General features: G+C 48.3%; 13 protein-coding genes. 10 read left to right on the top strand and 3 right to left on the bottom strand.

The genetic code is table 11. From position 1 onward, the window contains the following. From JHL22_RS14300 to JHL22_RS14280, 5 genes are all read left to right on the top strand, one after another. Positions 1 to 172 (top strand): IS3 family transposase (locus JHL22_RS14300; RefSeq protein ID WP_200237477.1); only part of this gene is annotated, 172 nt, incomplete at its 5' end. A gap of 269 nt (positions 173 to 441) precedes the next feature. Next, complete coding sequence (tadA, locus tag JHL22_RS14295) at positions 442 to 894, top strand: tRNA adenosine(34) deaminase TadA (RefSeq protein WP_200238926.1); 453 nt, start codon at positions 442 to 444, stop codon at positions 892 to 894. After that, positions 891 to 2,039: an LD-carboxypeptidase gene (locus JHL22_RS14290; protein WP_200238915.1), complete on the top strand. Its 1,149-nt coding sequence runs from the start codon at positions 891 to 893 to the stop codon at positions 2,037 to 2,039. Before tadA ends, JHL22_RS14290 begins: the two co-directional genes overlap by 4 nt. Positions 2,040 to 2,228: 189 nt before the next feature. Next, on the top strand, positions 2,229 to 3,830 hold the full coding sequence (locus JHL22_RS14285; protein ID WP_200238912.1) for an ABC-F family ATPase: 1,602 nt from the start codon (positions 2,229 to 2,231) through the stop codon (positions 3,828 to 3,830). Then, a complete protein-coding gene (locus tag JHL22_RS14280; RefSeq protein ID WP_200238909.1) occupies positions 3,830 to 4,429 on the top strand; it encodes an IMPACT family protein in 600 nt (199 codons plus the stop codon). The genes JHL22_RS14285 and JHL22_RS14280 overlap by 1 nt, the downstream gene beginning before the upstream one ends. A gap of 119 nt (positions 4,430 to 4,548) precedes the next feature. On the opposite strand, the gene trxA is transcribed toward JHL22_RS14280, so the two are convergent. Beyond that, complete coding sequence (gene trxA / locus JHL22_RS14275) at positions 4,549 to 4,935, bottom strand: thioredoxin (protein WP_200238907.1); 387 nt, start codon at positions 4,933 to 4,935, stop codon at positions 4,549 to 4,551. Positions 4,936 to 5,136: 201 nt separating this feature from the next. After that, positions 5,137 to 6,426, bottom strand: coding sequence for an NCS2 family permease (locus tag JHL22_RS14270; protein ID WP_200238904.1), 1,290 nt, complete (start codon positions 6,424 to 6,426; stop codon positions 5,137 to 5,139). Positions 6,427 to 6,646: 220 nt separating this feature from the next. Here JHL22_RS14270 and tsaD point away from each other — a divergent pair, with 220 nt between their 5' ends. Further along, positions 6,647 to 7,675 (top strand): tRNA (adenosine(37)-N6)-threonylcarbamoyltransferase complex transferase subunit TsaD, encoded by a 1,029-nt coding sequence (gene tsaD, locus JHL22_RS14265; protein ID WP_200238901.1) that lies wholly within the window; start codon positions 6,647 to 6,649, stop codon positions 7,673 to 7,675. On the opposite strand, the gene plsY is transcribed toward tsaD, so the two are convergent. Further along, on the bottom strand, positions 7,672 to 8,313 hold the full coding sequence (plsY, locus tag JHL22_RS14260; RefSeq protein ID WP_200238898.1) for a glycerol-3-phosphate 1-O-acyltransferase PlsY: 642 nt from the start codon (positions 8,311 to 8,313) through the stop codon (positions 7,672 to 7,674). The genes tsaD and plsY overlap by 4 nt on opposite strands. A gap of 225 nt (positions 8,314 to 8,538) precedes the next feature. Between plsY and surE the strand changes: the two genes are divergently transcribed. The 4 genes from surE (at position 8,539) to JHL22_RS14240 (ending at position 11,708) form a co-directional block, all read left to right on the top strand. Further along, positions 8,539 to 9,300, top strand: coding sequence for a 5'/3'-nucleotidase SurE (gene surE / locus JHL22_RS14255; RefSeq protein ID WP_200238895.1), 762 nt, complete (start codon positions 8,539 to 8,541; stop codon positions 9,298 to 9,300). A gap of 179 nt (positions 9,301 to 9,479) precedes the next feature. Beyond that, positions 9,480 to 10,157: a protein-L-isoaspartate(D-aspartate) O-methyltransferase gene (locus JHL22_RS14250; protein WP_234041317.1), complete on the top strand. Its 678-nt coding sequence runs from the start codon at positions 9,480 to 9,482 to the stop codon at positions 10,155 to 10,157. A gap of 45 nt (positions 10,158 to 10,202) precedes the next feature. Next, entirely contained in the window at positions 10,203 to 10,922 is a 720-nt protein-coding gene (locus JHL22_RS14245) for a peptidoglycan DD-metalloendopeptidase family protein (protein WP_234041312.1), read from the top strand. Positions 10,923 to 10,931: 9 nt separating this feature from the next. Next, positions 10,932 to 11,708 carry a 3'-5' exonuclease gene (locus JHL22_RS14240; RefSeq protein ID WP_200238889.1) on the top strand — a complete coding sequence of 259 codons (777 nt, stop codon included), beginning with the start codon at positions 10,932 to 10,934 and terminating at the stop codon, positions 11,706 to 11,708. Positions 11,709 to 11,802 lie beyond the last annotated feature (94 nt).

Below are 11,802 nucleotides of genomic sequence, written 5' to 3'. Positions count from 1 at the left end.
CTTCGGTACGCTGAAGTCCGAGTTCTTCCATCTGGAGCGCTTCGATAATATCGAACAGCTGGAGGCTGGGATTGAGGAATACATTCACTACTATAATCACAAGCGTATCAAGCTTAACTTAAATGGTTTGAGTCCGGTACAATACCGAACTCAGGTTTTAGAAGCTGCTTAGTTTTTAACTGTCCAACTTTAGGGGGTCAGTTCACTCCTGCGTGGGAATGACGACGCTTACTCCAACGAAAAGAAAGGCATAGACTCAATAATAAAAAATTTACTATAGACAGGACGCTCCCCTTTATCACACAAAAAAATTGCAAACCCGTTATTTTTCATGATTTACCGGTGTTTTTGTTCCATCAGTTTTTGAAAAGTATAGAATTTAGGCTGCTATTAAAAATAGAGTGGGAGTAACTCCAGGTGTCACTGGCAGACAAGCATGAAATGTTCATGCAAATGGCTTTACAACAGGCGCAACTGGCGTATGATTGCGCAGAAGTGCCGGTTGGCGCGGTAGTGGTTAACAGTGAAGGATATATTATTGGCAAGGGCTATAATCGCACCATTACTGATTCCGATCCAACTGCGCATGCAGAAATTGTTGCTTTGCGTCAGGCTGCGGCTCATGAGTGTAATTATCGTTTGCCCGACCTGACAGTCTATGTAACACTTGAGCCTTGCGTTATGTGTATTGGTGCATTAACGCATGCCAGGATCGCCCATGTGGTTTATGGTGCTTCCGATCCAAAAACAGGTGCCTGTGGCAGTGTTTTGTGCATTCAGGCCAACAAAAAAATCAATCATCACACAAAAATAACATCGGGTGTCTTGGAACAGGCATGCGCAGAAAAGCTGCGCCGTTTTTTCAGGGAACGTAGAAAAGGATCAAGATTATGAACGCAAGCGCAGAGCATCACAGCAAGAAAGATAAAACCCAGGAAGAAATTGAGCGTTTAAACGATGTCCAGATCCTGCTGGATGAGGCCGATGACGTACCCGTACCGGTTTCTGTCTATGAAGATCCCATCGGTTTATATTTGCTTTCACCATCGGGTGCTTTGCTGGATTCGGGTAAACTGGCGCTGGCCGAAAAGCGCCTGACTAAAATGGGGTTTCGCGTTACCACCGATAAAGCGGCAGATGCCAGGCACTTGCGTTTTGCCGGTACCGACAAGCAAAGAGCCCAGGCGTTTTCCCGTGCGGCCAAAGACAGCAGCACGGTTGTCATGGCAACCCGTGGCGGATATGGCATTAGCCGGATCCTGCACCAGATTGACTGGAAGCTGCTGGAAAACAACCCCAAGAAATACATTGGTTACAGTGACTTTACCGCTTTCAACCTGGCTTTGCTGGCAAAAACCGGCTTAAGTAGTTATACCGGCCCAGCCGCGGTATCCGATTTCGGCAACAAAAAAATAGATGATCTGACTGCCGAAATTTTTGTGGAAAGCATGCGCGGCGAGCTGGAGATTTTAAGTTTTGAATCACCGGGGTCCGATGCAGTGGATGCCCGGGGAACGCTTTGGGGCGGTAACCTGGCCATGATTGCCTCACTGGTTGGCACACCTTATCTGCCCAAGATCAAAAACGGCATTCTGTTTTTTGAAGATGTCGGCGAGCACCCTTATCGGGTTGAGCGTATGCTAACCCATCTGCTACATGCCGGTATTTTACAAAAACAAAGGGCGATTGTGCTGGGCCATATTACCGACTACAAATTAACCGACAATGACAACGGCTACGATATGCCTCATGTTATCAAGTGGCTGAAAGAGCAGGTAAATGTACCGGTTGTTTATGGCCTGCCTTATGGCCATGGCGATGTCAGGGTAACCCTGCCAATTGGCAAAAAAGTGGGGGTTGCCACTGAAGATGGCATGGCTTATTTGGTGCTTGATGAACATGATCATGTTCATGAACCAGAGGCATGCACGGATGCGTGTGGTGAACCGGGCCATTTCCATGAAGGCGTGCATTTGCATATACATGAAGAGTCCAAGCCCGACAGCAAGAAAAAACCAGGGAAAAAGAAGAAAAAATAATCACATATTCTTCCCGCCATGAATGGTGGGAGCTTTCGCACAAAATAGGCGAATTATTAAAAAAAGGTATTAATTTCAATAATTAAGGCCTTATTTTGTTAAAATAATGCCATACTCAATCTTGAAATGTCTTTTCCCTCAGGAAAAGGCATTTTTCTTTGCAAGCAACTTTTCCATTAAAAAACTATCGTGATCTCTACAGCAAATCTTACCATTCAATTCGGCCCCAAACCCCTGTTCGAAAATGTCAGTGTTAAATTCGGTGGAGGCAACCGTTATGGCCTGATTGGTGCCAATGGTTCCGGTAAATCCACTTTCATGAAAATTATTGGTGGTGACCTGGACGCGAGCTCCGGTAATGTTTCATTGGATCCTGGTGTACGCCTGGGTAAACTGCGTCAAGACCAATTTGCCTACGAAGAAATTCGTGTGCTTGATGTGGTCATGATGGGCCACGTTGAAATGTGGGAGGCCATGAGCCAGCGTGACGCCATTTACGCCAATCTTGAAGCCACCGATGACGATTATATGCATGCTGCCGAGTTGGAGGCTAAATTTGCCGAATACGATGGTTATACGGCCGAGGCCCGTGCCGGTGAATTATTGCTTGGGTTGGAAATACCTGTTGAACAGCATAATTTGCCCATGAAAGAAATTGCACCAGGTTGGAAACTGCGGGTGTTGCTGGCGCAGGCCCTGTTTTCCAACCCCGATGTCCTGCTGCTTGATGAACCCACCAACAACCTGGATATCAATACCATTCGCTGGCTTGAAGGGGTGCTGAACAGTTATCAAAGCACCATGATTATTATCAGTCACGACCGTCACTTCCTGAATCAGGTGTGTACCCATATGGCTGACCTTGATTATCGTGAAATCCGTATTTATCCGGGCAACTATGACGATTATATGCTGGCTTCCACCCAGGCCCGTGAAAGGCTGACCTCTGATAATGCCAAGGCTAAAGAGCGGGTGACAGAGTTGCAGGATTTTGTGCGTCGTTTTGCCGCCAATAAATCCAAGGCACGCCAGGCTACGTCGCGCCTGAAGCAAATTGACCGCATCAAATCTGAAACCGTTGAGGTCAAACCGTCTTCACGCCAGAACCCTTACATCAGGTTCGAACAGGAAAAAGTCCTGCATCGTCTGGCAGTAACGGTAGATAAAGCCAGCAAGGCCTTTGATGCACCGGTTATTAATCACTTTTCAGCCATGATAGAAGCAGGCCAGAAAATTGCCATTATTGGTGCCAACGGCGTGGGAAAAACAACGCTGTTAAGATTGTTTGCCAGTGACTTAAAACCGGACAGTGGTACGGTTAAGTGGTCTGAAAATGCCGATATCGGCTACATGGCCCAAGACGTTTCCGATTACTTCCAGGCCGAAATTAATGTGTTTGACTGGATGGGACAGTATCGCAAACCAGGTGATGAAGACCAGGCTATTCGCTCGGTGTTGGGACGCCTGCTGTTTTCGGCTGATGATATCGTCAAGCAGGTCAAGGTTTTGTCAGGAGGCGAAAAAAACCGCATGACATTTGGCCGTCTCATGCTTGGACGGCATAATGTGCTGTTACTAGACGAACCCACCAACCACCTGGATATGGAGTCCATCGAATCATTGCAGTTTGCCCTTGAAAAATATGCCGGCACATTGATCTTTGTTTCGCATGACAGGGAGTTCGTTTCAGGCTTGGCCGACCGTATTATTGAAATCATGCCTAATGGCGAGATTGTAGATTATCACGGTAATTATGAAGATTATCTGTCTTCGCGCGGTATTGATGGTTAATGAAGACGCTGTCAGCTCCCTTTTCGTTTGAAGAAGAGATTAAAAAAAGCCGGTTTATTGCGCACGCCATGCCGGTCTCTTCTTCAGAGGAAGCGCTAGACTTCTTCGCCCGGCTTCATGAGCCTGAAGCAACCCATAATTGCTGGGCCTTCAAGGTAGGCCAGAACTATCGTTTTAATGACGATGGCGAACCGGGCGGAACGGCCGGGCGACCTATTTTGCAGGCCATAGAAGGCCAGGATCTGACCAATGTCGCCGTATTGCTTATTCGTTATTTTGGCGGTATCAAGCTGGGTACAGGTGGCCTGGTTCGGGCTTATGGCGGTTGCGCGGCAAAATGTCTGCGTGAAGCCCCACAGCATGAAATTATAGAAACAAAAACCGTGATTTGTTCCTGCCTGTTCTCGGAAATGGCGCTGGTCAAGTCACGTATTGCCCAGACTGACGCAAAAATTGGTGATGAAATTTATACCAATACGGGTATTACCATGACATTGGAAATACCTATTGATCAGGTAAAGCCGCTTGAGCAGGTTTTTATTAACCTGACCAAGGGAAAGGGGCAGTGGTATTTTCCTGACGAAATCGGGCAGTCCTGACACCCGTCTGAACGACGGGGCTTTTCGCGCAATCCGGTAAATAAATAATTGCCGTTATTTTGGAAACCAGGCAGGCTGTGTGCCTGCCATCTTCTGATAAAGATAACGCAGGCTTAAGTTCAGGCTTGGTTTTCTTCGTCTGCCTTTGCTTGTGCAATGGCAATTTCCTGATGCACTTTTTCCATGTCAATTTCCTGGATTTTGGTGAGCAATTCATCCAGTTGATTGGGGGGCAGGGCACCTGCCTGGGAAAACATCAGGACTTTTTCACGAAAAACCATCAGGGTGGGAATAGAGCGGATCCTGAGTGCGCCGGCCAGCTCCTGTTCTTCTTCGGTATTGATTTTGGCAAATTCAATATTCGTGAATTTTTCTGCCGCTTTTTCAAAAACGGGTGCAAATTGACGGCAAGGTCCACACCAGGGGGCCCAGAAATCAATAATCAGGATGTTGTCGTCTTTGATGGCATCCTCAAAGGTTGTCTGGGTAAGTTCTTTAATGGCCATGATGCATGTTCCGGAAGTTAAATTTGTATAGTAACTGTAAATGTGGGCTGAAGACGCCAAATTAAAGTTGAATTTTTATATCGATGCCATAGCCAAATTATTAAACCGGCATTGCTTGCAATGCAATGCCGGTTTTGTTTTGTCTCAGGCCCGATAGTTGGTTGGTCAGAATAAAGCGCTAATGCCTGTTAAAACGTTTGTTTATTCCAGAATAAACCGGATAACAAACAGTGCGGCAACAATAATGCTGGCAATATGCAGCTCTTTCATCCTGCCCGTACCCATTTTCATCACGACGTAGCTGATAAACCCAAAAGCAATGCCTTCGGCAATTGAATAGGTAAAGGGCATAATGATGGCGGTCAGGGAGGCTGGAATGGCTTCAGTAACGTCAGACCATTCCACTTCGGTCAGATCCCTAATCATTAAGCCGGCCACATAAAGCAGTGCTGGCGCGGTTGCATAGGCAGGGACAATACTGGCCAGCGGCGCAAAGAAAAGGCAGAGCAGGAACAAAATACCAATGACCAGGGCAGTCATGCCGGTACGGCCGCCTGCCTGTACACCGGCTGCGCTTTCTACAAAGGCGGTGGTGCTGCTGGTACCAATTAAAGAGCCCGCTAAAATGGCGCTGCTATCGGCAAACAGGGCGCGTCCCAGTTTGTTGGGCTTGCCTTCAGGTAGCAAGTTGGCCCGTTTTGCCACGCCAATCAGGGTACCGGTGGCATCAAATACCTCTACCAGCACAAATACCAGAATGACGTTCAGGAAGCCATGATTAAGTACACCGGCAATATCAAGCTGAAGGAAAGTGGGGGCAACACTTGGTGGCATGGAAACAATGCCTGAAATGGGCGGGCTATAACCCAGGATGGCCGATAAAACAGTAATGGCCAGGATCCCGATCAGGATGGCACCCTTGATTTTCATTGCATCCAGAACCGCAATAATAAAGAAGCCCAGAATGGCCAGCAATACCGTGGGTGAGCTTAAATCGCCCTGGGATACCAGGGTGGCATCATTGCCCACCACAATGCCGGCTGATTTAAGGGCAATCAGGGCCAGGAACAGGCCAATGCCCGCCACAATAGCGGCCCTGAGGGACTTGGGAATACCTTCAATGAGCCATTTTCGCAAACCGGAAGCGGAAAGAACCAGGAAAATAACACCGGATACGAAGACGGCGCCAAGCGCCTGTTGCCACGTATAACCCATGGCGCCCACCACCCCGAATGCAAAGAACGCATTCAGTCCCATGCCGGGGGCCATACCGATGGGCCAGTTGGCCAGAAACGCCATGATAAAGCAACCCAGGGCAGCCGCCAGGCAAGTGGCCACAAATACGGCACCTTTGTCCATACCGGTTGTCGCGAGGATTTCCGGGTTGACAAAGATAATATAGGCCATGGTCAGGAAAGTGGTCACGCCGGCCAGAACCTCTGTCCGGGCATCGGTTGAATGTTCCCGTAGCTTAAACAGTGACTCAAGCATGGGTATTACTCCTATTTGATGAAGAACAACGTGTAAAATACGTACTTTAACGTACACGGTGTATCCTTCATCAATAAAAAGGCGCATGGCTGGCGTATTTGTACGCTTGCGTCTTTAATAAGCAACACAACAGCGGCATAATCGTTTTGGCTGGTGCTGCTGGCAGGGTTTTCCGCTCATGTCCCATTTAGCCTGAAATGGCTGTTTTTAATTTGAAATAATGAATATTATCGGTTTTGAAAGTTCCTGTGATGAAACAGGCGTGGCCATTGTCAATACAGAAAAGGGCTTGCTTGCCCATGCCCTGCATAGCCAGATTGCCATGCATCAGGCGTATGGTGGCGTTGTGCCAGAACTGGCCTCGCGTGACCATATCCGGCGTGTGTTGCCGTTAACCCGAGAGGTCCTTGAAAAATCCGGTTTAACCATTAATGATATTAATGCCGTTGCCTATACGGCGGGTCCCGGTCTTGCCGGTGCCTTGTTGGTGGGTGCATCGGTGGCGCAGGCCTTTGCCTGGACCCATAATTTACCGGTCATTCCTATTCATCACCTAGAGGGGCATTTGCTTTCCCCCATGCTGGCTGATGAGGTTCCCGGGTTTCCTTTTGTGGCCTTGCTGGTTTCCGGCGGACATACGCAAATTATGCGGGTGAATGGTGTTGGGCAGTACGAATTGCTGGGTGAAACCCTTGATGACGCTGCCGGAGAGGCTTTCGATAAATCGGCTAAACTCATGGGCTTGCCTTATCCCGGCGGGCCAGCGCTTTCCCGCCTGGCCGAAAAAGGTGATCCTGCCGCTTATGCCTTGCCGCGTCCCATGATGCATAGTCCAGACCTTGATTTCAGCTTTAGTGGCCTGAAAACAGCGGTGCTAACCACGCTACGTAAAATAGAGCAGGGGGGGGCTTTGAGTGAACAGGACAGGGCCAATCTGGCGGCCTCAACGCAACAGGCCATTGTTGATGTATTGGGTCACAAGGTGATCAAGGCCATGAAGCAAGCCAAACTCAAAAGGCTGGTGGTGGCAGGTGGGGTTGGCGCAAACAGTCAATTGCGCAGTTATTTACGTCGTGAAATGGCCAAGCAGGGCGGGCAGGTGTTCTTTCCGCCCCTTGCCCTGTGTACCGACAACGGCGCAATGATTGCGCATGCTGCAGCAGAACGGGTAAAGGCGGGGCTGGTGGATCTTGGTCATCGCGCTTATGCGTTTACGGTAAAGCCCCGCTGGGATCTTGCCGAGGTTTAAGTTTTTTGCCTGTTTTTTTGGCCGAGCCTTGATTCTGTGCCTGCCAGCAGGTTGGCAATGTTTTTTTTGTGCTTGTAAATAAGCAGAAAAGAAATAAGGCATATCACCCAAAAAATTTCAGGCAAGCGGTACCAGGCTATCTGGTGGCCGGCATAGTAGTAAAAGGGCGCAAAAATGGCGGCAATAATGGCAGCCAAAGAAGAGTACCTGAAAAATACCGCAATAATAATCCAGGTGGCTAGGGTGGCCATGGCCAGCCAGGGCTGGATAGCCAGCAAAATACCGATGGCGGTTGCCACGCCTTTGCCGCCTTTGAATTTAAGAAAGACGGAATGCAAGTGCCCCAGGAAAACAGCCAGGGCAACCAGCGCAACACCGGTGACAGTAAGATTAAGGTCGGGTGCAAACTTGATGGCTATGTATACCGCCAGCCACCCCTTGAAGGCATCTCCGAACAGGGTGAGTGCGGCGGCTAGTTTGTTGCCGGTCCTGAGCACATTGGTGGCGCCCGGGTTGCCCGAGCCAAAGGTCCGGGGGTCTTTCAGGCCAAATAATTTGCTGGTAATAATGGCGAAAGGGATCGATCCTGCCAGGTACGCTAAAATAATGGCGATAATACTTGCCAGTATGCTGTTCATCGGGAATCCTTCTTTTAATCAAGAGCAGATTATAAACAGGAAAATTTTTATTTTTAAGCCAACATGGGATATTTTTGGATAATATTTGCAGGATGTAATTCAAACAAGTTCATTCAGGTTATATTGTTTTAAAATGCAATCAGCTAATTATAAAAACAATGAGCAAGTCAACTTTTGTTCCGGGTTCGGGGCTTTCCAACCCATTATTTTTCTAGTTTGGATCTTATGAAGCGAATTTTAGTCTCTAACGATGATGGGTATAACGCAAAAGGCGTTGAATTACTGGCAGAGGCGCTACGATCGTTCGCAGAAGTCATTGTCATTGCGCCAGAAACCAATCATAGCGGTGCTTCCAACTCATTAACGCTAACTCGCCCGTTAACCGTGCGGCAGGCTGCTAATGGTTATTACTATGTTAACGGTACGCCCTCCGATTGTGTGCATATAGCCTTAACGGGCATCCTCAAGCATAAACCCGATCTGGTGGTGTCCGGTATTAACAATGGTGCCAATTTAGGCGAAGATACACTGTATTCAGGTACGGTTGCTGCTGCAACTGAAGGGTATCTGTTTGGTATTCCTTCCATCGCCTTTTCCCTGACAGAACGCAACTGGCCGCATATTGAAGCGGCCGTTGAAATAGCGGCTTATATCGTCAAGCATCAGCTGGAGCAGCCTCGTCAGGCACCCTGTTTGCTTAGCGTGAATATTCCGCCCTTGCCAAGGCACGAGCCCGAAAATATCCGGGTTTCCCGTCTTGGCCGCCGTCATCCCTCCCAGCCGGTTATTGAAGCAACCAATCCCAGCGGAGAAACCATTTACTGGATTGGTCCTACCGGTGAAGTGGCCGATGCGGGCAGTGATACCGATTTTGGCGTTATCAATCAGGGGCATATATCAGTGACCCCCCTGCGACTTGATTTGACGCATTATGATGAGTTAGGCGTTACTCATGAGTGGCTGGAGGGTTTATGCGTAAACCCATAGACGATCTTGTGGTTTATGGTAATAAAAATGTTAAGGATGTTAAAAAAACCTCAGTGGTCAGTCCATCGGCGGTAAATAAAATTAAAATCACCCCTACTAATAGTAATACGCGTATATTATCGGGTGCCCAGTCTTTTTCTTATGGGCAAAGCAGTGTTTCCTGGCAGGGTAAGCCAGGCATGGCGGGTGGTACCACAGGGGGCTCCATGAATCTTGGGTTGAATTCGGATCGCTTGCGACACCAGATGGTTGAGCGCCTGAAGCAAAAAGGTATCACCGATACCCGCGTGTTGGCGGCCATGCTGGTAGTACCCCGGCATATATTTGTTGATCAGGGTTTGGCCAGCAGGGCCTACGAAGATGCTGCTTTACCGATTGGTTTTTCCCAAACCATTTCCCAGCCCTGGATTATTTCCAGAATGCTGTCTATTGTGTGTGAAAACCGAAACCCGCAAAAAGTCCTGGAAATTGGGGCGGGGTGTGGTTACCAGGCTGCGGTCATGGCTCACCTGTTTCCTGTTGTTTACAGTATAGAGCGAATAAAAGGCCTGTATGACATGGCGCGTGAGCATTTAAGAGACTTGCGCCTGGTTTCCAGGGTCAGGTTAATATTCGGCGATGGTATGCTTGGGTTGCCCGCTTATGCGCCTTTTGATGCTATTGTCATTGCGGCAGCCGGCATGGAAATTCCAAGTGTATTGTTACATCAGCTTAGTGTAGGTGGCAGGTTGATTGCCCCTGAAGGCACCAGTAATCAAAGACTGGTTCTTATCGAAAGAACCGGTGAAGCAAGTTGGGACCGCTCCGAACTTGAGGCAGTACGCTTCGTTCCGTTACGGTCAGGTATACAATCTTAGATGGAGAGTTTTTGCCATTAATAGTTAATAGGCAAACTGGATATTATGAATATGCATTCGTTCAGAAGAAAATCATTGTTATTAAGTACTGTATTCATGGCTGCCGTGCTTGCAGGTTGTGGCGGTACCGGAAAAGCACCGGTATCCACCCTTGGTGGTGGCGCGACATCGGCAGGGCAATATGTTGTGCAAAGGGGCGATACACTTTACAGTATTTCACGCAGGCATAATGTGAGTGTTGCCCAGCTAAAATCATTGAATAATATTCCTGATCCCTCCCAGCTTGTGGTGGGGCAACGGTTGAATATTTCATCTTCAGGTGCTGCTGCCAGTTCTGGCACGATTGCCAGGGCCCCCGCAGCCACAAGCGTGTCAACGACTGCGCCCACGGCCAGTGATGCCAGTCTGGTTTCCTGGGCGTGGCCCATCAAGGGCAATGTCATTACCGGCTATTCCAGTTCAACCCGAGGCATAGATATTGCGGGCAATGTGGGTGATCCGGTCTATGCGGCCGCTTCAGGAACCGTTTCCTATGTGGGTAATGGCTTGCGTGGTTTGGGTAATCTTATCCTGATCACTCACGGTAATGGCTTTATTACCGCTTATGCACATAACAGCAAGTTGCTGGTCAAAGATAAGCAAAGGGTGAGCAAAGGAGAAAAAATTGCCGAAGTGGGTCAGTCTGACACGTCTTCCCCACGCTTGCATTTTGAAATCCGTCGCAATGGTCAGCCAGTCAATCCATTGTCATACTTGCCAAAATAAAGTTTGTTTATGCTTCCCACTCTTGTTTTTGACCTTGAAACCATTCCCGATGCACAGGGGCTCCGTAGCTTGAATGGCTGGGATCCTGATATGCCCGATGCTGAAGTCATTGAGCATGCCACGGACATCAGGATAGCGCAAACTGGTTCTGATTTTTTCCCCTTGCACTTGCAAAAAATTGCTGTGATTGGTTGTGTCTTTCGCGACGATAGCGGGTTCAGGGTTAAAACATTAGGAAAGCCAGATGATGATGAAGCTGCACTAATTAACGGTTTTTTCAAAACCATAGAGCGCTATACTCCGCGGCTGGTTAGCTGGAATGGCAACGGGTTTGATTTGCCGGTATTGCATTACAGAAGCCTGATTCATGGGGTGCCGGCTCATCGTTATTGGGATATGGGCGAAGAAGATCGCGACTTTAAATACAATAATTACATTAGTCGCTATCATAATCGGCATATAGATTTAATGGATTTGCTGGCCAAGTATAACGGCAGGGCCAATGCGCCATTAGATCAACTGGCCAAGCTTTGCGGTTTTCCTGGCAAACTGGGTATGGATGGCGGGCAGGTTTGGCCAGCCTGGCAAGAGGGCAAGGCCGATGAGGTACGTGCCTACTGCGAAACCGATGTTGTTAATACATGGCTGGTTTATTGCCGTTTCCGCTTTATCCGCGGAGAAATTGATCAAATTTCCTACGATCGCGAAGTTGAACTGGTTCGGCATACACTTGAAGAAATCAATGCACCGCATTGGCAGGAATATCTGGCTGCCTGGGACAAGTAAGCAAAGAGGTAAGCTGGAAAACAGGCGGCAATTATTTCAAATTTCCGGTTTTTCAGTAATCATTTGAAAATATTACGGCGTAAGTGAAATTGGT

The sequence above is a fragment of the Advenella mandrilli genome, assembly GCF_016595155.1.
In the GTDB taxonomy this organism is placed as follows: domain Bacteria; phylum Pseudomonadota; class Gammaproteobacteria; order Burkholderiales; family Burkholderiaceae_B; genus Advenella; species Advenella mandrilli.
Note: the sequence above shows the minus strand (reverse complement) of the source record. Positions and strands in the feature narration are given on the sequence as shown.

Excerpts from the sequence above, each read along its gene's own strand:
- plsY (WP_200238898.1), bottom strand. The coding sequence starts at position 8,313 with ATGAACAGCATACTGGCAAGTATTATCGCCATTATTTTAGCGTACCTG.
- JHL22_RS14245 (WP_234041312.1), top strand. The coding sequence starts at position 10,203 with ATGAATATGCATTCGTTCAGAAGAAAATCATTGTTATTAAGTACTGTA.
- surE (WP_200238895.1), top strand. The coding sequence starts at position 8,539 with ATGAAGCGAATTTTAGTCTCTAACGATGATGGGTATAACGCAAAAGGC.
- JHL22_RS14270 (WP_200238904.1), bottom strand. The coding sequence starts at position 6,426 with ATGCTTGAGTCACTGTTTAAGCTACGGGAACATTCAACCGATGCCCGG.
- JHL22_RS14290 (WP_200238915.1), top strand. The coding sequence starts at position 891 with ATGAACGCAAGCGCAGAGCATCACAGCAAGAAAGATAAAACCCAGGAA.
- JHL22_RS14240 (WP_200238889.1), top strand. The coding sequence starts at position 10,932 with ATGCTTCCCACTCTTGTTTTTGACCTTGAAACCATTCCCGATGCACAG.
- JHL22_RS14280 (WP_200238909.1), top strand. The coding sequence starts at position 3,830 with ATGAAGACGCTGTCAGCTCCCTTTTCGTTTGAAGAAGAGATTAAAAAA.
- tadA (WP_200238926.1), top strand. The coding sequence starts at position 442 with ATGTTCATGCAAATGGCTTTACAACAGGCGCAACTGGCGTATGATTGC.
- JHL22_RS14250 (WP_234041317.1), top strand. The coding sequence starts at position 9,480 with ATGGCGGGTGGTACCACAGGGGGCTCCATGAATCTTGGGTTGAATTCG.
- trxA (WP_200238907.1), bottom strand. The coding sequence starts at position 4,935 with ATGGCCATTAAAGAACTTACCCAGACAACCTTTGAGGATGCCATCAAA.
- tsaD (WP_200238901.1), top strand. The coding sequence starts at position 6,647 with ATGAATATTATCGGTTTTGAAAGTTCCTGTGATGAAACAGGCGTGGCC.